The sequence below is a fragment of the Amycolatopsis palatopharyngis genome (assembly GCF_003385185.1).
Lineage (GTDB): Bacteria > Actinomycetota > Actinomycetes > Mycobacteriales > Pseudonocardiaceae > Amycolatopsis > Amycolatopsis palatopharyngis.
In genome coordinates, this window is record NZ_PQHZ01000018.1 from 87,415 (window position 1) to 108,501 (window position 21,087).

The following is a 21,087-nucleotide window of genomic DNA, read 5'->3' on the forward strand; positions in this document are numbered from 1 at the left end:
GTTGCACGGTGCCGATTCCAGCGGTCATTTCGTCGGTCCGGAAACCGACCGCTCACCCTGCCGCGCGGCCTCACGCCTGTCGTGCAATTGTCCCATGACAGCCAACCAGAAGCACAGCACAGGCGCGCCCCTGCCGGGGCGCTACGAGATCGACACGAGCAGGTCGGTCATCACGTTCGCGGGCAGACACCTATTTGGACTCCTGCCGGTACGCGGCAGCTTCAGGATCCGGAACGGGACGGTGGACGTCGCAGCTGAGGCGCCGGGTTCGGCGGTTCGCGTCGAGGTGGACGCGGAAAGCTTTCACACCGGCAACGAGCGAAGGGACACCGATGTCAGGTCGGCGCGTTTCCTCGACACGGGACGGTTTCCGCTGCTGTCCTTCGAATCCGAACTGGTCGGTGAGACCACCGTCACCGGCGCGCTCACCGCATGCGGTACCACCCGGCGGATCGTCCTTTCGGTCGGTGAACTCGATGCGTTGCGGGATACGTTCACCGCTCGCGCCACGGCACGCGTCGACCGGACCGAGTTCGGCGTGACCGCGGCCCGCGGTCTGGCCGGGCGGCACCTGAACCTGATGCTGGAGATCAGGGCGGTACGCGAGACGACACATGCCTGACGCCGTGGAAGTGGTCGGTCTGCGTAAGGATTACGGGACCGTTCAGGCGGTGCGCGGAGTGAGTTTCACGGTCGAGCAAGGGGAAATCTTCGCGTTGCTCGGGCCGAACGGCGCGGGAAAGTCCACCACGCTGGAGATCCTCGAGGGTTTCCGGGACAGGGACGCGGGCAGGGTCGGCGTGCTCGGGATGGATCCAGGCGAGCGGGCAGCTGGGCGGGAGCTGCGCGAACGCATCGGGCTGGTGCTGCAGGACATCGCGGTTGAGCCCTACCTGACCGTCCGCGAGACGGTCGCGCGCAACGCGGGGTACTACCGCTGGCCGCGCGATGTCGACGAGGTTCTCGGGCTGGTCGGCCTCACGGAACTGCGGCGACGCAAGGTCCGGACACTGTCCGGCGGGCAGAAGCGGCGCCTCGATCTCGCGTTGGGCATGATCGGAAACCCGAACCTGCTGTTCCTCGACGAGCCGACGACCGGTTTCGATCCGAACGCGCGCCGCAGTGCCTGGCAGCTCGTGCGGAACCTGCGGGATGCGGGTACGACCATCCTGCTGACCACGCATTACATGGAGGAGGCGCAGGAACTGGCCGACCGGGTGGCGGTGATCGCCGACGGACGGATCGTGTCCGAGGGGGCCCCTTCGGCTCTCGGTGGCCGGGACAACGCTCGTGCTCGCGTTCGTTTCGCGTTGCCGCGCGACTGTGTGCTCGGTGAGCTGCCCTTCGCGGCCACCTACGCCGAAGGGCTGGTCACCGTGGAGACCGAGGAGCCGACCGAGACCTTGCACCACTTGACCGGCTGGGCACTGCGGCGCGCGGCGGTGCTCGACCGGCTCACGGTCGACCGCCCGAGCCTCGAGGACGTCTACCTGCGTCTCACCGGCCACGACGTGCCGGAGCACGGGATGCGAAGGAGCGTCCGATGACCACAGTCGTCCGCCACTCGCGCCGGCACGATCTGGCCTTGCTGTGGCACCAGATCCGCTACGAGCAGTTGTCCTTCTGGCGCAATCCGCAGAGCGTGTTCTTCACGTTCCTCTTCCCGGTCGTGATCACCGCGGTCTTCGGCCTGTTGTTCGGCGACGTCGGCGCCACCTCGTTCTTCGCGGGGCTTTCGGCGATGCAGTACTACGTCTGCACGATCGCCGGACTTTCGGTGCTTGGCTCCTGCTACAGCCAGTTGGCCGTTGTCCTCTCGGCTCGCCGTCAGGACGGGATTCTCAAGCGGTTGCGTGCAACGCCGCTACCGGCATGGACGTACTTCGCCGGCCTGCTGGCGCACTGCGTACTGGTGAGCGCGGTGACCGTCTTGCTGATCGTCGGGCTGGGCGGACTCTTCGGTGTGCCGTTGCCGGGTCCGTCGCGCTGGTTCGCGATCGCCGTGGTGCTCGTGCTCGGTGCGGCAGGTTTCTGCGCGCTCGGGGTCGCGGTGTCCGCATTGATCCGCAACGCCGAGGCCGCCCCCGCGGTCGTGCAGTTCGTCCTGTTCCCGCTGCTGTTCGTCTCCGGCACCTACCTGCCGGTCGAGTCCGAGCTGCTGCGGACGGTCTCCGCTGCGCTACCGGTGCGGCCGTTCAACGAGGCCCTGCTCGGCGCCTTCGCCCACGGCACTGGATTCGCCTGGTCCAGTCTCGGCGTGCTGTTCGGCTGGGGCGTCGTGGGGGCGGTGATCGCCATTCGCCGGTTCCGATGGGACCCGCGGCCGCGATGAGTTCGGGTAGGATGGTTAGTAAGTACTCACCATCCTGGAGGATCCAATGCGCATCACGGTTTTCGGGGCCACCGGCGGTACCGGGAAGCAGCTGGTCCAGCAGGCGCTGGACCAGGGCCATGCGGTGACCGCGGTCGTGCGTGACCCGGCGAGGTTGCCCATCGATCACCACGCACTGACGGTGGTCAAGGCGGAACTCACGGACACGGCGGGGGTGCGAGCGGCGATCGAGGGGCAGGACGCCGTGCTCTCGGCACTCGCGGCGAGCAGGAAACAGGGCGAGATCGCCACGGCCGGAGTACGCGGCATGCTGGCCGCCATGGCGACCACCGGTGTGCGCCGCCTCCTGGTCGTGAGTGCCGCGCCGCTCGGGCCGCTGCCCAAGGGTGAAACGCTTGCGGGGCGCCTCGCCATCCCGCTCGTGCGCACCATCTTCCGCGACGTCTACGCCGATCTGCGGGTGATGGAGAAGGAGGTGGAGCGCAGTGACACGGATTGGACCATCGTCCGGCCACCCCGGCTGCTGGACACTCCCCGCACCGGCGACCACCGGCGGGCGTTTGGTGGCGCCGTCGCGGGTGGTCACTCGATCTCGCGTGCGGATCTGGCCAACGCCATGCTCGAGATGATCACTGAAACGGAGCCGGTACGGCAGATCGTCGGCGTCTCGGCGGCCGCGACCGGGTGAGCGCTCGCCGACTATGCTGCGTCGCGCGGGGCAGGCCGTACAGCGTGGGGAGGTGTCGTGAGCACTCGTGACCGGGTACTGGACGCCGCCGCCCACGTGATGCGCACCAAAGGTCTCGCGCACGCCACCACGAAGGAGATCGCGCGTCAGGCGGGCTACTCCGAGGCGACGCTGTACAAGCATTTCCGGGACAAGACCGAGCTGTTCGTCGGCGTGCTGAACGAGCGTGTGCCCAGCAACCTCCTGGTGGTGCTGGACGGGTTGCCTGAGCGGGTCGGGCAGGGGCGGGTCGCGGAGACGCTGGAGGAGGTCGCGCGGGCGGCGATCGCCTTCTACGGGGCGACGTTTCCGATCGCGGCCTCGGTGTTCTCCGAGCCGGGATTGCTCGCGGCCCACCGGAAGGTGCTGGCCGAGCGCGGATCGGGTCCGGAGACCGTGCGTGACGCGGTCGCCGGTTTCCTCGCCGCTGAGCAGCGGGAGGGCGCGATCTCCGCCGATATCGACGCCGGGGCCGCCGCCGCACTCCTGCTGGGCGCCTGCCTGCAACACGCGTTCCTCAGTAACTTCGCTGGTGAAGACGCGAACGAGGAGGGCAACGACGAGTTCGCGACCTCGCTTGTCCGCACGCTGATCGGTGGCGTCGGCGTCTGAACCCAGATGTATGCGGATGGGTAGGGTTGGTGCATCCGGCCATGCTGGCGGACTTCCGTGCGGATCGTGTGGGCTTCCTCGATGCCCGCCTGGTGCGGCTTGCGGGCAAAGAGTGGCTGGACATCGTGGAATGGCGCTCCGCCGCCGATTTCGCCGCATTCCGGGCCAAGGGGCCCAACCTGCCCGGAATCGACGCCTTCTTCGCCCTGATCGACGAACTGGTCAGTGCGGACGAGGGCACCCTGGCCGACCAGGGCATCTCCCGCTGAGGCTCACCCTGGCCCGACCGCGGCTGCCCGTGACGTACCGGGGCGCGTGTACGATCCCGGGCGACGTCGAGGGCCACACGGTGATTTATGCAGCGATCGGCACGCCGAGCACGTAGCTCTACGCGGCGGCACTCGGTCTCATTACCCTTCGTGGCTGCGCCGACACCTGTCGGGCATCTCCTCGGTACTCACCCATGCACGCACGCGTGCCAGGACGAGCCAGGAAGCCTTCGAGATGTACTACCGGACTGACATCAAGCTGGCCACGGCCGTCGCGGCGTTCGCCTCGGTGGGTGCGGCCCTGATCCATTTCGCGGCGGCACCGGACCACTGGCGGGAGTGGCTGTTGTCCGGGCTGTTCTTCGCCGCGCTGGGGATCTTCCAGGTCGGCTGGGCCGTGGTGGCGCTGCGATCGATGCACCGGGCGGTTCTCGGAATCGGCATCGCGGCGAATATCGCCGCGATAGCGCTGTGGGTCCTGACCCGCACCAATGGCCTACCGTTCGGCCCGGACGCCGGTGTACCGGAGCAACTGGGGCCGGCGGGAACTCTGACGGTGCTTCTTGAACTGGTGGTCGTGGTAGGCGCGGCGTGGGGAATGCTGCCACGGGAACAAGCCTCCAGGATCTCGCTCTGGAAGTACCGGTTCGCGCTCGGCGGTGCGGCCGTGCTGGTCGCCGCCGTCATGGCGCCTGGCGTCGTCGCGGGCGTCGAGCACACACATGGCGGCACCGGGCACCACGGGACCGGCGGGCAGGACGAGACCGGGCACCACGGGACCGACGAGCAGGACGGCACCGGGCACCACGAGACCGGCGGGCAGGACGAGACCGGGCACCACGAGACCACCCCCACGCCCACGCCAACCGCCAATCCTGAGCCACCGGATTCGCACGACCACTCACACTGATCGGTAACAGAAGATCCAAGGACTCGCCGCCGTGCTGGCGTTTCATCGGTGACCCGATGGTGGCGCCTGCCAGGGGTACTGGTGCCGTTCACCACCGCCGTATGGCTGGGGTTGCTCCTGACGCGTTGCGGGCTTTCGGGGACTCGTCACTGATCGTTTCCGCCCGCCGGGCCTGAACAGAGCCGATCACCTCACAGGTGCGGGTGTTCCGCCACAGGGCGATCAGCCACTCGCCGAATCCCCGGCGCTGTGGAGTCGCGGATGAGGGCGCAGTCGCGCAAGCGCTCCGCCGCACCGAACTCCACCCGCAGTTCGACACCGTCGGCCAGCCGGTAGGGCCGTGTGTCGACCACCGCACCGACGATCTTGCGCAATCGGGACACCTCCGCCCGTGCCGTCACCACATGGTCGGTGTCGCCGTAGAGCGCCGAGCTGAGCATCGCCGCGCTCAGGCCGGACGATCCGGCCAGGTGCAGCAGGAGCAGGATCTCCGCGTGCCGGGCGGTAGGGGAGCTGCGCCACGGGTTACCGCTGCCACTCACCTCGATCAACGGCGTACCTGAGAGGTCGAGCAGCAGCCGCACCGTGTCGTCGCTGCCCGCGGGCCGCACCAGCCAGCCGTCGGCGACGGCCTCAGGTAGACACAGGCCGAGCCCGGGCACGGCGATCGCCCGGTCACCGCGGGGTACCGCGATGCGATCGCGCACGGCGATACCCGCGCTGTGCGCCACCCAGCCGTGCTCGTCGACGAGGAGCAGGGGGCCGTCCACCGCGGCCAGCCGGGGCGCGGCGGCCGTTCGCAGCTGCTCGAGGCGGTGCTCATGGTGGCGCCAGAGCCGTAGTTCGGCGAGCCGGACGGCGGTCTCCACCAGCGCTCCGATGGTCGGGTGCAGGGTGAGCGCAGGCCCACTGACATCGACGATGCCGAGCAACTCCCCAGTACGCGGATCGTGGATCGGGGCGGCAGTGCAGTACCACGGGTGCTGCGGCTGCTCGAAGTGTTCGGCGGAGAACAGTTGCACCGGCGCCGCCTCGGCGATCGCGGTCCCGATCGCGTTGGTGCCGACCGCCGACTCGGTCCAGAGCGCACCTTCGACGAACCCGAGGCTGTCCGCACGCATCCTGGTGCGCGCCGCGCCCTCCCGCCAGAGGATCACGCCCTCGCCGTTGGTGACCACCAGCAGGAACTGAGACGCGTCCGCGACGGCGGAGATCAGCCCTTTCAGCTCGGTGATCACCGAGCTCAGCGGGGACTCCCTGCGCAGCCGCTCGACCTGCTCGACCGGCAGTGGGTGGCGGGTGTTGCGTCCGTCGGGATCGAGGCCGAGTGCGAGCACCCTGGACCACGATCGGGCGACGAGGTCGCGTGGCCGCATCGGTGGCCGGGAACCTCCGATGACCGCGTGATGGGTCCTGGTGAGAGCGCGGGCGTACGCCTGCAGGTCCGTGCCCTGCTCGATCGCACCGAAACCGCTCACGATCACCGTTCCCGTCCTTGGGCCCTCCTCGACCATAGCTGCTGGACTGTGAGCTGCGCCATGACACGTGCAACGTGCTGCAACCCTTGTCCGCGACCCCGCCCGTGGACTGTGCTGTGAGTCACAGACAGGTCCGGCGAGAGGAATTGCGATGACGCAGACGGTCCAACCCGACATTCGGCAGGACATGGAGCGCGAGAACGTCACGCCGCAGCAGCGGGTGGACACCTGGCTCGCGGACTTCGAGGCCGCGCTGGCGGCACGTGACGTGCAACGGGCAGCCGGCATGTTCGCCACCGACAGCTTCTGGCGCGACCTCGTCGCGTTCACCTGGAACCTCAAGACGGTGGAGGGCCGCGAGGGGGTCGCGGACATGCTGACGGCGCGCCTCGACGACACCGATCCCTCCGGATTCCGGACCACCGAACCCGCGACCGAAGCCGACGGCGTGACCTCGGCGTGGATCGGCTTCGAGACGGCGGTCGGCCGGGGTCTCGGGCATCTGCGGCTCACCGACGAGGGTGCGTGGACGCTGCTCACCACGATGCACGAGCTCAAGGGACACGAGGAGAACAAGGGCGTGAGCCGCCCACTCGGTGCGGTGCACGGCGCCGACCCCGACCGGGTCAGCTGGGCCGATCGGCGGGCACGGGAGGACGCTCAGCTCGGCTACGCGCAGCAGCCGTACGTGGTCGTGGTCGGCGGTGGTCAGGGCGGAATCGCACTCGGTGCACGATTGCGCCAGCTCGGCGTTCCCGCGCTGGTGATCGAGCGTAACCCGAGGGCGGGCGACTCGTGGCGCAACCGGTACAAGACGCTCTGCCTGCACGACCCGGTTTGGTACGACCACCTGCCGTACCTGCCCTTCCCCGACACCTGGCCGGTCTTCGCGCCGAAGGACAAGATCGGTGACTGGCTGGAGATGTACACACGGGTGATGGAGGTGCCGTACTGGACGTCGAGCACCTGCACCTCGGCGTCCTATGACGAGCACACGAAGGAGTGGACCGTTCACGTCGACCGGGACGGCGAGCAGGTCACGCTCCGGCCGAAGCAACTGGTGCTCGCCACGGGAATGTCCGGCAAGCCCAGCGTGCCCACCTTGCCAGGGCAGGACAGATTCGCAGGTGACCAGCACCATTCCAGTCAGCACCCGGGGCCGGAGGCGTACGCGGGCAAACGCGCTGTGGTGATCGGCTCGAACAACTCGGCGCACGACATCTGTGGCGCGCTGTGGGAGGCGGGTGCCGACGTCACGATGGTCCAGCGGTCGTCGACACACGTGGTCAAGTCGGACTCGCTGATGGAGCTGGGACTGGGCGATCTGTACTCCGAGCGGGCCGTGGCCGGCGGGATGACCACGCAGAAGGCCGACCTCACGTTCGCCTCGCTGCCGTACCGGATCATGCACGAGTTCCAGATCCCGGTGTACCAGGCGATCGCCGAGCGCGACGCCGACTTCTACGAGCGGCTGGAGAAGGCGGGCTTCCGGCACGACTGGGGCGACGACGGCTCCGGGCTGTTCATGAAGTACCTACGCCGTGGCTCCGGATACTACATCGACGTGGGTGCGAGCGAACTCGTCGCGAACGGGGACATCAAACTCGCGCACGGGCAGGTTCGCGAGCTGACCGAACACGAGGTCGTGCTGGCCGATGGCACCCGCCTGCCCGCGGATCTGGTCGTTTACGCGACGGGCTTCGGCTCGATGAACGGCTGGGCCGGCGACCTGATCGGTCAGGACGTGGCGGACAAGGTCGGCAAGTGCTGGGGCCTCGGGTCCGGCACCACCAAGGACCCGGGGCCGTGGGAGGGGGAGCAGCGCAACATGTGGAAGCCAACGCAGCAGGAGGGCCTCTGGTTCCACGGCGGGAACCTGCACCAGTCGCGGCACTACTCGCTGTACCTCGCGCTGCAGCTCAAGGCCCGCCACGAGAACATTCCCACCCCGGTCTACGGCCTCCAGGAGGTCCACCACCTCACCTAACCCGGCCCGACCCGGACCCGCAAGGCGCCCACACCCGGCGTCGCACTTTCCCGGGAAAGCGCGGTATGGCATCGCACGTTCCCGGGAAAGTGCGAGGGGGTGTGGAGCCTGCCCGGATAGGGTGAGGCGCATGATTCGTCATACGGTCGCGTTCCGGCTTCGCCATGCCCCTGGCTCCGACGAGGAGCGCCAGTTCCTGAAGGCGGCGCTCGCACTCGCCGACATTCCCGGCGTCGAACGTTTCGAACAACTGCGTCAGACGAGCCCCAAGAACGACTTCCGGTTCGGCTTCTCGATGGAGTTCGCCGACCAGACGGCCTACACGAACTACAACGAACACCCGGTGCACACGGGTTTCGTGGCCGAACGCTGGCTGACCGAGGTCGAGGACTTCCTCGAGATCGACTACGAGCCCCTCGACTGAGCACCATGGTCGACGAAGCCGAGTTGCGGTACCTGCGCCGTTGTGTGGAACTGGCGACGCAGGCCCTGGAAACGGGCGACGAGCCGTTCGGTTCCGTGCTCGTCTCCGCGGCGGGGGACGTGCTGGCCGAGGACCACAACCGCGTGGCGGGCGGTGACCACACCCGGCACCCCGAGTTCGAGCTGGCGCGCTGGTCGGCGGCGAACCTGACGCCTGCCCAGCGGGCGGCGGCCACCGTCTACACCTCGGGCGAGCACTGTCCGATGTGTGCGGCCGCGCACGGGTGGGTCGGCCTCGGCCGGATCGTGTACGCGAGCTCGTCGCAGCAACTGGCGTCCTGGCTCGCCGAGCTCGGGGTTCCGCCACCACCCGTGCGTACGCTGCCGATCAGGCAGATTGTTCCGGACGCCGTCGTGGACGGTCCGGTACCCGAACTCGCGGAACGGATCCGGGACCTGCACCGCCGATTTCACGACCGCGGGGCGGGCTGAGTCAGCGGGTCGGAGCCGGCCCGCTGGAGCCACGAACGACCAGATGTGAGGGCAGCACCAGGTGGCCCGCTCGTGCGCGCCGCGCGTCGTCGCGCGCACCGAGCAGCAGGTCGACGGCCAGCCTGCCTGCCTCGTCGAACTGCCCGGCCAGCGTGGTCAGCGGGGGCGAGCAGAAGTCCGCGCCGAAGATGTCGTCGTAGCCGACCACGCTGATCTCCTCCGGCACGCGGACCCCCCGGTCGACGAACCGGCGCAGCATGCCGATCGCGAGCAGGTCGTTGTGGGCGATGGCCGCGGTCGCCCCCTGGCCGAATGCGGCATCGGCCGCGGCGGCACCGCCGCGCACCGCGGGCGGGAACGGCCCAAGCCTGGTCGCCGGGAGCCAGGCAAGTACGGCACGACGACGTACGACCAGCTCGCCGAATCGTGCCGGACGGTGGGCGAGGAGCTGGGACTGACGGTGCGGGTACGGCAGACCAATGCCGAGCACGAGATGCTGGGCTGGGTCCACGAGGCCGCAGACGAAGGCGCGGCTGTCGTACTGAACCCGGCGGCCTGGACGCATACGTCGGTCGCGCTTCGGGACGCGTGTGCGATGCTCACCGGCCCACTCGTCGAGGTGCACATCACCAACGTCCATGCGCGTGAGCCGTTCCGGGCGCACTCCTACATCTCCCCGGTCGCCACCGCGTCGATCGTCGGTTGTGGACCCGAGGGCTACGAACTCGCGCTGCGTTGGCTGGCTCGCAGGGAAACGCCGTGAGTCGAGTGCGCCTCGCCGTCGCGGGTGCCGGTCTCATCGGGCGCAGGCACGCGGCGCTGGTGTCTGCGAGTGCGGAATGTGAGCTGGTGGGCATCGCGGACCCCGAGTCTGGTGCCAGGGAGTTCGCCGAGGCCGCCGGGGTGCCGGCATATGTGGAGCTGGCGGACCTGCTCGACACCGTCCACCCGGATGGGGTCATCGTGGCCTCACCGAACAGGTTCCACGTCCGGCACGGCCTGCAGTGCGTCAAGGCGGGTGTCCCCGTGCTGGTGGAGAAGCCGATCGCCGACACCGTCGCCGAGGCGGAGATACTGGTCGAGGCCGCCGAGGGGTCGGGAGTGCCCTTGCTGGTGGGACACCATCGGCGGCACAGCCCGATACTGGCCACTGCACGCACCCTTGTGGAGCGTGGGGTGCTGGGCCGTCTGGTCGCGGTCATGGGTAGCGCGGTGTTCTGCAAGCCGGACACCTACTTCGACGAGGCGCCGTGGCGGCGGGAGCCGGGTGGCGGCCCCATCCTGATCAACCTGATCCACGAGATCGACAACCTACGCGCGCTGTGCGGCGACATCGTTAGCGTGCAGGCGACCGCCTCCAACGAGGTCAGGGGATTCGCGGTGGAGGACACGGTCGCGATCACGCTGCGGTTCGCCTCCGGAGCGCTCGGCACCTTTCTGCTGTCGGATACCGCGGCGGCGGCGAGGAGCTGGGAACAGACCTCGCGAGAGGACGCGGGCTACCCGAGCTACGCCGACGAGGACTGTTACGTGCTCGCGGGCACGGAGGGATCGCTGTCGATCCCCAGCATGCGGCTGAGGGTGTTCACCGGGGAACGCTCGTGGTGGAAGCCGTTGCGCACCTCGACCGTCGAGGTGCCGAATGCGGACCCGCTCGCCAGACAGCTCGCCCATTTCCATGCGGTCGTCCGAGGCTTGGAACAGCCCATAGTGGACGGTCGTCAGGGCCTGGAGACATTGCGGGTGACGCAGGCGATCGCCGAAGCCGCGGACTCCGGTCAGCTCGTGGCAACCTGATGATGGAGGAAGGGCGAATGCGCAAAGCCATCGCGACTGTGTGCCTCTCGGGCACACTGGAGGACAAGCTGAAAGCCGCGGCGGGGGCGGGCTTCGCCGGAGTGGAGATCTTCGAGAACGATCTGATCGCCTCACCCTCCGCCCCGGAACAGATCCGGGCCCGGTGCGCGGATCTCGGCCTCTCGATCGACCTCTACCAGCCGTTCCGGGATTTCGAGGCGGTCGGGCAGGAGACCTTGCGGCGCAATCTCCGTCGGGCGGAGCGCAAGTTCGAGCTGATGCGCCGGTTGGGAGCTGACACCGTCCTCGTCTGCTCCTCGGTGTCCCCCGAGGCGGTGGACGATGACGACCTGGCGGCCGAACAACTCCACACGCTGGCGGAACTCGCGGCCGAACACGGAATCAGAGTCGCCTACGAGGCTCTGGCCTGGGGTCGATTTGTCGATACATGGCAGCATTCCTGGGAGATCGTCCGGCGGGGTGACCATCCCGCGCTAGGGCTCTGTCTGGACAGTTTCCATGTGCTGTCCCGGTCTAGCGATGTCAGCGGACTCGCCGACGTCCCTGGTGAGAAGCTGTTCTTCCTGCAACTGGCCGACGCCCCGCGTTTGAACATGGACGTGCTGCAGTGGAGCAGGCACCACCGCCTCTTTCCCGGTCAGGGCTCCTTCGACCTGGCCGCATTCGTCGGCCCGATACTGGCCGCCGGTTATCGGGGTCCGCTGTCGCTGGAGGTCTTCAACGACGTGTACCGCCAGTCGGCCCCGGAACGTGCGGCCGTCGACGCGATGCGTTCACTCATCGCACTCGAGGAGCAACTCGGGAACAGTTCGACAGCACCGGGGCGGGAGCGGATCGAGATACCGGCCGCACCGGAGCTGTCGGGATTCGCGTTCGCCGAGATCGCGGTGGACGACGACTCGGGACCACGGGTGGAACGAGCGCTGGCCGCGATGGGCTTCGCGCACCTCGGCCAGCACCGCTCGAAGCCCGTGCAACTGTGGCAGCAGGGCGACGCTCGGGTACTGCTCAATTCCGGTGCGGACGGGGCGACCGCGATCAGCGCGCTGGCGGTCGAGTCGGCGGATCCTCCACGCTCGGCCAGTCGAGCGGAAGCGTTGCTGGCACCCGCGATTCCACGGACGCGCGGCCCGGCCGAGGCAGACTTGAGTGCGGTCGCGGCGCCGGACGGAACGTCGGTGTTCTTCTGCCGCACCGGCGCTGACGACACGAAGAGCTGGCTGTCTGACTTCATCCTCACCGGCACGGAACACCGCCCGGCCACGGCCTTGACCGGAATCGACCACGTAGCGCTCGCGCAGCCCTTCGACCACTTCGACGAGGCCGGACTGTTCTACCGAGCCGTGCTGGGGCTGGAACCGAGCGGGGACAGCGAGTTCGCCGCACCGTTCGGTCTGGTGCGCAGCCGGATGGTCGGAGACCAGGACAGGCGGGTGCGGATCGCGTTGCACGGAACATTGCTGCGCAGGGGAAGCTGGTCGCCCGGTGTACCGAATCCACAACACATCGCCTTCGAGACCGAGGATGTGTTCGCCTGTGCGAGGGCGATGCGGAAGCGAGGAGCGCCGCTGCTGACCATCTCGGACAACTACTACGACGACCTCGACGCGCGGCTGGCACTCGATCCCGAGGTTCTGGCGGCCATGCGGGAATGCCACGTGCTCTACGACCGAGACGAGACCGGCGAGTTCTTCCACTTCCACACCGAGGTCCTCGGCTCGCGGGTCTTCTTCGAGGTCGTACAACGCGTCGGCGACTACACCGGCCACGGCGCGATCAACGCCCCCATCCGCATGGCCGCCCACCGCGAAGCCCGCCGCTAACCCGACTTTGCAGTTTCCGGCCCCGAGTTTGCAGTTTCGGGGCTCGTGTTGGCAGTTTCGGGGCGCGAGTTTGCGGTTTGCGCGCGGCGCGGGGTGGGGTGGTCGGGTTTCGGGCACGCCTTCGGCGCGCCCTGTGCAATTGTCGCTCCACGTATCACCCTTGCGGGGTGGCTGGTAGCGACAATTACCCAGGGAACGGACCGGCTGTGCGCCGGTTTTTGTCGGACCCTCTTTCTATAATCGTGGGGTGACTGGTTCAGGGGGAAATGTGGCGGTGCCGGGTCTGTCCCGGCGAAGATCGATACTCGTCGCGCGGCTACAGTCGATCGAGCGGACTCGGTCCAAAATGGAGGCCCGGCAACTGTCCGACATCGCCGAACTGGTCTCAACATCTCCGGGGGCAACTCGGGATGTCGCTCAAGAAGTCGCACTGGCATTGTCGATCACGCCGCATGCGGCGGAGCGGATGGTGTCGCTCGCGGTGGCGTTGACGACCCGACTGCCGCACACCCTGGCGGCGATGAAAGCGGGGATGCTGGACGGGTACAAGGCGTCGAAGATCGCCGACGTCACCGGTTCCCTGTCCGATGATCTGGTGGCGCTGGCCGATGAGCGGCTCTCGCAGCGGTTGGCGGGCAAGGATCCGACGCAGTTGCGGCGGGCGGCGCACCATGTTGTCGCCACCGTCGACCCCGACGGGTATGCGAAGCGGGTGGCGCGGCGCCGGGAGGGACGGTCGCTGCAGTTGGTGCAGCAGGGTGAGGGCATGGCCACCCTGATCGCCGACCTGCCCGCCGAAATAGCCACCTCGATCTATGCCCGTATTGACCGCGACGCGCGCAGGCTCCGCCACGCCGGAGCCACCGACACTCTCGACCAGCTCCGCGCTGACCTCTTCGCCAAGCTGTGCCTGCGCGACGGCACCGGCACCGGAAATGTGCGGGCGGAGGTGTTCGTCTACGTCGCCGCCACCACACTGCTCGAACTGGACGACGAACCCGCCGAGATGACCGGACACGGGTTCATCCCGGCATGGCTCGCCCGCCAGATCGCCACCGGACCCAACACCACCTGGCGGCGCATCCTCACCGATCCGATGACTGGTCATCCCATCGACCTGGGCCGTACCCGGTATCGCCCCACCGCACCGTTGGACGAGTTCGTTCGCATTCGGGATCGAGAGTGCCGTGCATCGGGGTGTTACCGGCCGTCGCAGTCCTGCGAACTCGACCACAGCCTCGACTGGCGCAAACACGGCACCACCACCGAACAACGCCTCATCAGCCTCTGCAAGTCACACCACCGCTTGAAGGACCGGCCCGGCTGGCACTACACCGTCAACCCCACCGACAACACCCTCACCATCACCACCCCGACCGGCCAACACCACAACAGCCGACCCCAACCACTCCACAAACCCCTCGACCCACCACCGATCTGAACATCGGCGTGGGAGGGTTCGGTGTGAGCGAACCAACGAAAGGTCGACGAATCCCCAGACTTGCTCCTGGGCATGGACTACTTCGCCTGCCGGGGCGTCGAGTCCTCCCGGCTCCCCAGTTGGCTGCCACTTCCCGACGTCGCCCCCTGACATCTCTCGCCATTTCCGCACCCCCGCATCCTCGCTGTGTTAGACCGAGGAGATGACTGACGGTCTCGATGCGGCGCGCGGGAGACCGTCATTCGTGCGAGCCGGTCGGGGCCGTGGGCAGCGGGCTGTCGGCCAGCAGCTTCTTGATCGGGCCCAGGGCGGCTTCGACGCTCACCTTTGACATCGCGAGATCGCGCAGGGTCGCGAACACCTTACTCTGGCGAAACATCAGCCGCGCGAGTCTGCGCGATGTGTCCTGTGCGGCTTCGACACGGGGACGTTGGTTCTCCTCGTATATGCGCAGCAGTTCCGGAACGTCGCGTGCGGTCGCGCCCCGTAAGGTCCTGGCCAGCACTCCCGCGGACTCCATCGCCATCCCGGCGCCGATTCCCGCGGTGGGCAGGAAACCAGCCGCGGCATCACCGAGTAGAACGACCCGGCCGGTCGACCACCTTTTGGCCCGGCAGTCGGTCAGCGGCCAGTAGTAGGGGTTCCGGCTGGTCGCGAGTGTGTCGAGTATCCGCGCGATCCGACTGTCGCATGTGGTCAGACTCGTCCGGATATGCGCGGCGAAGCGTGTGGGACCGGCTTCCGTGTCCGCGCGCGCTCCACCGACAAAGACGCCGAGGCCGTTGCGCACGGGATAGCTGCCCACGAAGAAGTCCTCGCCCCACAACTCCTCGCCGAGGTCGGTGGCCGCGTCGGGCTCAAGCCAGATCACCCAGCCGCCCCAACCAGTGTCGACGACGCTGACCTGATCGCGGTGAAGCACAAGATACCTGGTCGTCGAATGAATACCATCGGCGGCGATCACCAGGTCGAAGCCGGCCTCGAACTCCTCGTTCCCGCTGCGGAGGGTCGCCACGGTCTCCTTGCCGGAATCGCTCAGCCGTCTCACCGACGTGTCGTAGGAGACGGTGCCACCGTCCGCCGACAACACGGACAGCAACTGCCCCCTGCTGATCCCCCGGTAATCCCCGAAACGGCCGACGATTCTGGCCAACGAGTCCTCGCGAACCAACCGACCGGTGTGCGCGCGCAATCCGTACCGGCCGAGAGCCACGCTGGCCGCCAGGTAGCGGTCGCGTCCTTCGAGTTCGGCAATGACCGGATCGGTCATGGGCATGAGTGCGAGCATGTAACCCTCGTCCGCGTCGGCTCCCGCGCGCTCCACCAGCGTCGGATGGAGTCCGTGGCGCCGCAACAACTGGGCGATGGTCACTCCCGCGACCCCTGCTCCGACGATCAGTATCCGCAGCGGGTCATCCGCGGTGGTCGCAATCTGAATAAGCGCAGGAGTTGGGGTTAACATATCTATCCTTCCGTGTGGACCAGATGGTCCACATCAACGATAACACCAATGCGACCCTAGTGGACCGGTTGGTCCACAGAGATGTAGTCTGGCTCCATGGCGCGGGACGAGATAGGAGTTATGGCTGCCGATCGATGGCAGTCGCTCATGGAGGCGGCGGCACGAGAGTTCGCTTCGCATGGCTACGAGCGGGCTTCGTTGAATCGCATCATCCGGGCCTGCGGCATGAGTAAGAGCTCCTTCTATCACTACGTTCGCTCGAAGGAAGAACTCTTTGACCGTCTCATCGACGACATCACGGCTGCACTTGCTCGCGAGATCGAGGTACCGCAACCACACGAGTTCACCGTCGGCGATTTCTGGGCAAGGGCCGAAGAACTGCTGGACCGATTGCTCGACCTCGCGGGCCGCGAACCTTCGTTCGGGGACCTCGGCAGGATGTTCTACCTGCCCGGTGCGCCTGCGGGGGAGCACAGTGCTCTCGGCAGGCTGCTGGCGGCGATCGAGACATGGCTCGAGCAGACACTCGCGGTCGGGCGTGCGTGCGGTTCCGTGCGGGACGATCTGCCCGCGCCGTTGCAGGCCCAGATGACGATGGCGATCGTGCGCGTCTTCGACGAATGGGGCGTGCGGCATCGCGAAGAGCTGGATGCGGATGAGGAGCAGCAGCTCGCGCGAGCGCAACTCGACGCCCTCAAGCGCCTCTTGGCCCCCGATCCGGCAGCTTCCCGGTAAAGCGCGATACTCGGGTGGTGAGCGAAACGGGCAACGAGGACGAGGTCGTCGACTGGTTCATCGACCAGTTCGCGCAGTTCTGGCGCTCGCAGGGCGCGGCTAAGTCCGAAGGCAGGATCGTCGGGTTCATGCTCGTGTGCGGCAAGGACCGCGTCTCCGCCGACGAGATCGCGAAGGGTGCGGGTGTCAGCAGGGGATCGACCTCTGTGTACCTGAGGAGCCTGACCGAGGTCGGCTTCGTCCAGCGGGTTCCGGGCGAAAGCAAGGCGCGGATGTACACAATGGACGTCGATGTGTGGGGCAGCTTCCTGCGCAACGAGCGGGACTACCTGAAGAAGCAGCGCGCGCTGGCGGAGACCGCGCTCGACCGGCTGCCGCATCTCGACGCCAAGAGCCGCAACCGGCTGGTGAACATGCGGGACTACATGACCTGGCTCGACGGATACCACGAAGTGCTCACCGAGCAGTGGGATCGGGTCAAGGCCGAACGCGGTCCCGCCGGGGAAGCGGAATGACCATCGGCGTGCCCGCATTCGGATCCGGCACGACGTCGCAGTCGAGGCAGAACACCTCGGTGACCAGTTCCGTGGTCAGCACCGTCGCCGGATCGCCGGCCGCCACGACCCGGCCCTCGGCCATGACGACGAGGTTCGTGGCATAGCGCGCCGCCTGGTTCAGGTCGTGCAGTACCGCCACGACCGTGCGCCCTTCGTAATGCAACCGCGCGCACAGCTCGAGCACCTCGAACTGGTGCGCGATGTCGAGGAACGTGGTCGGCTCGTCCAGCAGAACGATGTCGGTGTCCTGCGCGAGGACCATGGCGAACCAGGCCCGCTGCCGCTGCCCGCCGGACAACTCGCTCAGCTGCCTGCTCGCACTACCGGCCAGATCCGTCTGCTCCAGCGCCCGCGCGACGGCCACGTCGTCGGCCGGGCTCCACTGCCGGAGTGGCCGGTGATGCGGATAGCGCCCTCGGCGGACCAGGTCGCGCACCGTGATTCGATCAGGTGCCACCGGACTCTGTGGTAGCAACGCCAGCTGTCGCGCGACCGCCTTGCCCCGATAGCCGCGCAAGCTCTTTCCGCGCAACAGGATCTGGCCCGACTGCGGCCGCACCACCCGTGCCATGGACTTGAGCACAGTGGACTTGCCACACCCGTTGGGGCCGATCAGGACGGTTAACTCGCCCTGCGGGATGTCCAAGTTGAGGTCTTGCACGACCGGCACCCCGCCGTACCCCAGTGTCGCCTGGTCGGCTCGCAGGAAATCCAGTCCTTTTTCGTTCACAGCACACCCTTCCGCCACTCGCGGATCAGCAGGTGCCCGAGGTAGACACCGCCGATAGCCATCGTGAAGATCCCGACGGGAAGCCGTTCGCCGATCGGCGAGTGCTGTGCGGCGAGGTCGGCGAGCACCAGCAGCAGGGCGCCTGTCAGCCCCGACGACATCGGATTCGCACCCGGAGCGCCCGACAGCCGTTTGGCGATGTTCGGCGCGGTGAGCGCGACGAACGCGATGGGGCCGGCCACACTCACCGCCGCAGCCGAAAGGACGACCGAGACGACGACCACCCACACCCGCGCCGAGCGCGGCCCGGCTCCCAGGCTTTCTGCCAGCTCATCGCCGAGCTCCGTGACGGCGACGCGGCCCGCCAGCAGCGACACGGCCGGTACGACGACCGCGAGTGCCAGCCAGATCGTCGCCGCGTGTTCCCAGGACCGCGCGGCGAGGCTTCCGTTCAGGTAGGCCGAAAGCACGCTTGCCCTGTCCCGTGCCGCCACATAGACGACGTAGTGCGTGAACGCGGCGGACATCGCCGCGACGCCGATCCCGGCGATGATCAGCCGTCCCGGATGCCGGAAACCGCTGCCCGTCGACATATAGACGAGCAGCACCGCGGCGGCACCGCCGAGCACGGCACCCACTGGAACCGGGATCAACCCAGGCACGAGCAGGCCGAAGAAAGCCGCCCCGGCACCCGCTCCAGAGCCAACCCCGATCACATCGGGGCTACCGAGTGGGTTTCGGGCGACCGACTGGAAGAGTGCTCCGGCAATCCCGAGAGCGAGTCCCGTGCCGATCGCCACGACCAGCCGTGGCCCGCGCAGCCGTTCGAGCACGAACTCCGCGCTGCCCTCGGCCCCGCCGGCCAGCGCGGCAGGCAGGTCCGCGAGGGGGATACCCGCTCTCCCGACGGTCAACGTCGCCACCGCCGCCAGTCCGAGGGCGAGTGCGAGCGCGATCGTCAGCAGCATCGACCTGCGGTGCACCGGCACCACGACCGCGCCACCCAGCCGCACCACGGGACGACGCTCGTCCCGGGGCAGGGTCGCGTACCCCATCACATGGCACCCCGCATGCGTCGCACGGCATAGAGCAGGAACGGCGCGCCCGCGAACGCCGCGACCACACCGACCATGAGTTCCTGTGGGCGCACGAGTACCCGTCCGAGTACGTCGGCCAGCAACAGCAGGCTGGGGCCGAGCAGGAGCGCACACGGAAGCTGCACCCGGAAGTCGATCCCGGCGACGGCCCGGACGATGTGCGGTACCGCAAGCCCGACGAACGCGATCGGGCCGACGGCCGCCGTCGCGCCCGCGCTGAGCAGGGTCGCCGCCGCGAGGCCGCCCGCTCGCGCGAGGGTCGCGTTGGCTCCCACCGCAACCGCTGCCTCGTCGCCGAGCGCGAGCGCGTTCAGCGCGGGCGCCAGTACGAGTGCCAGCAGGCATCCGGCGAGCGTGACCGGCAGTACCGACAGCAGCGTGTCGAAGTCCCGGCCTGCGAGCGAGCCAACGACCCAGTAGCGGTAGCTGTCGAACACGTCCGGCAGGCTCAGGGTGACGGCCTGGATGTAGGCGCCGAGCACGGCGGACACCACCGCGCCGACCAGCACCAGCCGGACGAGTCCGGTGCCCGCGCCCGCAGTGCCGATGACATAGACCCCCGCACCCGCGACGACCGCGCCGGGCAGCGCCCACCACACCGTCGCGCTTGCGCTCTGCGCGCCGAGCAACGCGCTGGCGGTGACGATCGCGGCGGCCGCGCCCATGTTGATCCCGAGCAGGCCCGGTTCCGCCAACGGGTTGCGCGTGATGGCCTGCAGGAGCGTTCCCGCGACGGCGAGCCCGGCACCGGCGAGGATGCCGAGGGCCGTGCGTGGGTATCGGCTCTCGACGACCGTGGTGAGGAACGGGTCCGCGGTTCCCGTCAGCGCGTGCCAGACGTCGGCGGGTGAAGTGGCTTTGCCGCCCAGCATGAGACTGAGCCCGGCGGCGGTCACCAGGAGCGCGAGTCCGGCGCACAGGAGCAACGTGTGCTGTGGGCCCGCGGTACGAGCCTGCTGGGGTGGTGCGGTCACGGGCGGAGTGGGTTACCGGTCGAGCTTGGCGATCGCCGCGTCGATCTCGGGCAGGTAGCGGTCGATCACCCAGGGAACCGTCAATGGGTTGATGATGGAGGAGGCGGTGACGAAGGAGTTGTCCGCACTGGCCACGACGCTGCCCCGCTCGACGGCCGGAATGCTCCTGTACAGCGGCTGGGCCTCGATCTCCTGCTTCGTCTCCGGGTTGGCGTAGAACGTGAAGACCAGGTCGCTGTCACGCAGCCGGTCGGCCTGTTCCAATCCGATCAGGGCGGAGTCGGTTCCCTCGGTCTCGGGCAGGGACTCCACGACGGGATCGACGGCCAGGCCCAGTTTGGACACCATCGCGACGCGCTGTTCGTCGGGGAGGAACACGCCGAGCGTGCCGGGGCCGTTGGTGTAGATGTAGGAGAACGTCACGTCGCCGTAGGCGGGCCGCGTCGCCGCCGTCTCGGTGAACCGTTGCTCGATCCCGGCGATCAACTCGCCAGCGTCGGCCGTCCTGCCCAGCGCCTTGCCGATGATCGAGATCTGTTCGTCCCAGTCGGTGCTCCAGGCCTCGCCGGGGTAGGCGACGGTCGGCGCGATGTCGTTGAGGATGTCGAACTGTTCCTGCGTGATGCCCGACCACGGCGCGAGAATGACGTCGGGCGCGAGTTCGACGACGGCTTCGAAGTCGATGTCCTCGCCGCCGGTGAACTGAGTGGGCAGCTGCCCACCCTCGGCTGTCACGGCTTCGTGGATCCACGGCAGGTAGCCGGTCTCGTCGCTGCCCCATTCGTAGCTCTCGATTCCGACCGGGGTCTGACCGAGGGCGATCGCCGTCTCGGCGGAGCCCTGGCCCAGCGTCACGATCCGTTCCGGGCGCTGCGGGATCTCGGCAGTGCCGAGGGCGCTATCGATCGTGACGGGGAAGGCGTCACCGACCCGGGAACCCGACGCGGTCTCGGTCGTGGACGCGGCACCGCAGCCGCTGAGGCCGATGGCGGCGACGGCGAGGTCGGCGCCGAGCGCACGCAGGCGCCGTCTTCCCAAGGTTGCGTTCATCTGTGAGGTCCTTCGCTGGGTGCGCTCGACTCGGATCAGTCGTATGAAGGGCAGACTAACCTAAGTTTCATAACTTCTGAACGTGTGGGGTGTCACCGTTCCTGTCGTCGCCACACCGCCGCTCGGCTCAGCGCTTTACCTGGTTATTACTCCTGTTGGTTGATCGCTTG

The 21,087-nt window shown here is 68.0% G+C and carries 23 protein-coding genes; 16 read left to right on the forward strand and 7 right to left on the reverse strand.

All coding sequences use genetic code 11. The features are described 5' to 3' along the window. Window positions 1–94: 94 nt before the first annotated feature. From D0C15_RS16065 to D0C15_RS16095, 7 genes are all read left to right on the forward strand, one after another. Window positions 95–622, forward strand: a complete 528-nt coding sequence (locus tag D0C15_RS16065; protein ID WP_116046009.1) for a YceI family protein — start codon at window positions 95–97, stop codon at window positions 620–622. After that, window positions 615–1,547: an ABC transporter ATP-binding protein gene (locus D0C15_RS16070; RefSeq protein ID WP_116046011.1), complete on the forward strand. Its 933-nt coding sequence runs from the start codon at window positions 615–617 to the stop codon at window positions 1,545–1,547. Before D0C15_RS16065 ends, D0C15_RS16070 begins: the two co-directional genes overlap by 8 nt. Next, complete coding sequence (locus tag D0C15_RS16075; protein WP_116046013.1) at window positions 1,544–2,332, forward strand: ABC transporter permease; 789 nt, start codon at window positions 1,544–1,546, stop codon at window positions 2,330–2,332. Before D0C15_RS16070 ends, D0C15_RS16075 begins: the two co-directional genes overlap by 4 nt. A gap of 46 nt (window positions 2,333–2,378) precedes the next feature. Beyond that, window positions 2,379–3,020, forward strand: a complete 642-nt coding sequence (locus D0C15_RS16080; protein ID WP_116046015.1) for an NAD(P)-dependent oxidoreductase — start codon at window positions 2,379–2,381, stop codon at window positions 3,018–3,020. Between the two features lie 57 nt (window positions 3,021–3,077). Next, the gene (locus D0C15_RS16085; RefSeq protein WP_116046017.1) at window positions 3,078–3,671 is read left to right on the forward strand and encodes a TetR/AcrR family transcriptional regulator; all 594 of its coding nucleotides are present in this window, start codon (window positions 3,078–3,080) and stop codon (window positions 3,669–3,671) included. A 41-nt stretch (window positions 3,672–3,712) separates the two neighbouring features. Continuing rightward, window positions 3,713–3,940: a hypothetical protein gene (locus D0C15_RS16090; RefSeq protein ID WP_245975858.1), complete on the forward strand. Its 228-nt coding sequence runs from the start codon at window positions 3,713–3,715 to the stop codon at window positions 3,938–3,940. A gap of 235 nt (window positions 3,941–4,175) precedes the next feature. Continuing rightward, window positions 4,176–4,850, forward strand: a complete 675-nt coding sequence (locus D0C15_RS16095; protein WP_116046019.1) for a hypothetical protein — start codon at window positions 4,176–4,178, stop codon at window positions 4,848–4,850. A gap of 191 nt (window positions 4,851–5,041) precedes the next feature. Here D0C15_RS16095 and D0C15_RS16100 read toward each other — a convergent pair whose 3' ends face one another. Further along, window positions 5,042–6,364: a GAF domain-containing protein gene (locus tag D0C15_RS16100; RefSeq protein WP_211323213.1), complete on the reverse strand. Its 1,323-nt coding sequence runs from the start codon at window positions 6,362–6,364 to the stop codon at window positions 5,042–5,044. 115 nt (window positions 6,365–6,479) lie between these two features. Here D0C15_RS16100 and D0C15_RS16105 point away from each other — a divergent pair, with 115 nt between their 5' ends. The 3 genes from D0C15_RS16105 (at window position 6,480) to D0C15_RS16115 (ending at window position 9,230) form a co-directional block, all read left to right on the forward strand. Further along, window positions 6,480–8,315, forward strand: a complete 1,836-nt coding sequence (locus tag D0C15_RS16105; protein WP_116046021.1) for an NAD(P)/FAD-dependent oxidoreductase — start codon at window positions 6,480–6,482, stop codon at window positions 8,313–8,315. A 130-nt stretch (window positions 8,316–8,445) separates the two neighbouring features. Beyond that, window positions 8,446–8,739: a Dabb family protein gene (locus tag D0C15_RS16110; protein WP_116046023.1), complete on the forward strand. Its 294-nt coding sequence runs from the start codon at window positions 8,446–8,448 to the stop codon at window positions 8,737–8,739. Between the two features lie 5 nt (window positions 8,740–8,744). After that, window positions 8,745–9,230: a nucleoside deaminase gene (locus tag D0C15_RS16115; RefSeq protein ID WP_116046025.1), complete on the forward strand. Its 486-nt coding sequence runs from the start codon at window positions 8,745–8,747 to the stop codon at window positions 9,228–9,230. A gap of 1 nt (window position 9,231) precedes the next feature. On the opposite strand, the gene D0C15_RS16120 is transcribed toward D0C15_RS16115, so the two are convergent. Continuing rightward, on the reverse strand, window positions 9,232–9,576 hold the full coding sequence (locus D0C15_RS16120; RefSeq protein WP_245975860.1) for a substrate-binding domain-containing protein: 345 nt from the start codon (window positions 9,574–9,576) through the stop codon (window positions 9,232–9,234). Here D0C15_RS16120 and D0C15_RS16125 point away from each other — a divergent pair. The 4 genes from D0C15_RS16125 (at window position 9,550) to D0C15_RS16140 (ending at window position 14,312) form a co-directional block, all read left to right on the forward strand. Then, window positions 9,550–9,993 (forward strand): type II 3-dehydroquinate dehydratase, encoded by a 444-nt coding sequence (locus tag D0C15_RS16125; protein ID WP_116046077.1) that lies wholly within the window; start codon window positions 9,550–9,552, stop codon window positions 9,991–9,993. The two genes, D0C15_RS16120 and D0C15_RS16125, sit on opposite strands and share 27 nt — an antisense overlap. Further along, window positions 9,990–11,027: a Gfo/Idh/MocA family protein gene (locus D0C15_RS16130; protein WP_116046027.1), complete on the forward strand. Its 1,038-nt coding sequence runs from the start codon at window positions 9,990–9,992 to the stop codon at window positions 11,025–11,027. The genes D0C15_RS16125 and D0C15_RS16130 overlap by 4 nt, the downstream gene beginning before the upstream one ends. A gap of 17 nt (window positions 11,028–11,044) precedes the next feature. Continuing rightward, the gene (locus tag D0C15_RS16135; protein ID WP_116046029.1) at window positions 11,045–12,871 is read left to right on the forward strand and encodes a bifunctional sugar phosphate isomerase/epimerase/4-hydroxyphenylpyruvate dioxygenase family protein; all 1,827 of its coding nucleotides are present in this window, start codon (window positions 11,045–11,047) and stop codon (window positions 12,869–12,871) included. Between the two features lie 247 nt (window positions 12,872–13,118). After that, window positions 13,119–14,312 (forward strand): HNH endonuclease, encoded by a 1,194-nt coding sequence (locus D0C15_RS16140; RefSeq protein ID WP_245975862.1) that lies wholly within the window; start codon window positions 13,119–13,121, stop codon window positions 14,310–14,312. A 238-nt stretch (window positions 14,313–14,550) separates the two neighbouring features. Here D0C15_RS16140 and D0C15_RS16145 read toward each other — a convergent pair whose 3' ends face one another. Further along, window positions 14,551–15,774 carry an FAD-dependent oxidoreductase gene (locus tag D0C15_RS16145; protein WP_116046033.1) on the reverse strand — a complete coding sequence of 408 codons (1,224 nt, stop codon included), beginning with the start codon at window positions 15,772–15,774 and terminating at the stop codon, window positions 14,551–14,553. 120 nt (window positions 15,775–15,894) lie between these two features. On the opposite strand from D0C15_RS16145, the gene D0C15_RS16150 reads away from it, so the two are divergent. Together D0C15_RS16150 and D0C15_RS16155 are read left to right on the forward strand one after the other, a co-directional pair. After that, a complete protein-coding gene (locus tag D0C15_RS16150; protein WP_116046035.1) occupies window positions 15,895–16,509 on the forward strand; it encodes a TetR/AcrR family transcriptional regulator in 615 nt (204 codons plus the stop codon). 17 nt (window positions 16,510–16,526) lie between these two features. Next, window positions 16,527–17,024: a GbsR/MarR family transcriptional regulator gene (locus D0C15_RS16155; protein WP_211323214.1), complete on the forward strand. Its 498-nt coding sequence runs from the start codon at window positions 16,527–16,529 to the stop codon at window positions 17,022–17,024. On the opposite strand, the gene D0C15_RS16160 is transcribed toward D0C15_RS16155, so the two are convergent. From D0C15_RS16160 to D0C15_RS16175, 4 genes are read right to left on the reverse strand one after another with little or no spacing between them, the layout of a single operon-like run. After that, a complete protein-coding gene (locus D0C15_RS16160; protein WP_116046038.1) occupies window positions 16,987–17,796 on the reverse strand; it encodes an ABC transporter ATP-binding protein in 810 nt (269 codons plus the stop codon). The genes D0C15_RS16155 and D0C15_RS16160 overlap by 38 nt on opposite strands. Then, window positions 17,793–18,851: a FecCD family ABC transporter permease gene (locus D0C15_RS16165; RefSeq protein WP_116046040.1), complete on the reverse strand. Its 1,059-nt coding sequence runs from the start codon at window positions 18,849–18,851 to the stop codon at window positions 17,793–17,795. Before D0C15_RS16165 ends, D0C15_RS16160 begins: the two co-directional genes overlap by 4 nt. Continuing rightward, entirely contained in the window at window positions 18,851–19,867 is a 1,017-nt protein-coding gene (locus tag D0C15_RS16170) for a FecCD family ABC transporter permease (RefSeq protein WP_116046042.1), read from the reverse strand. The genes D0C15_RS16165 and D0C15_RS16170 overlap by 1 nt, the downstream gene beginning before the upstream one ends. Window positions 19,868–19,879: 12 nt before the next feature. Further along, a complete protein-coding gene (locus D0C15_RS16175) occupies window positions 19,880–20,917 on the reverse strand; it encodes an iron-siderophore ABC transporter substrate-binding protein (RefSeq protein WP_116046044.1) in 1,038 nt (345 codons plus the stop codon). Between the last annotated feature and the right edge of the window lie 170 nt (window positions 20,918–21,087).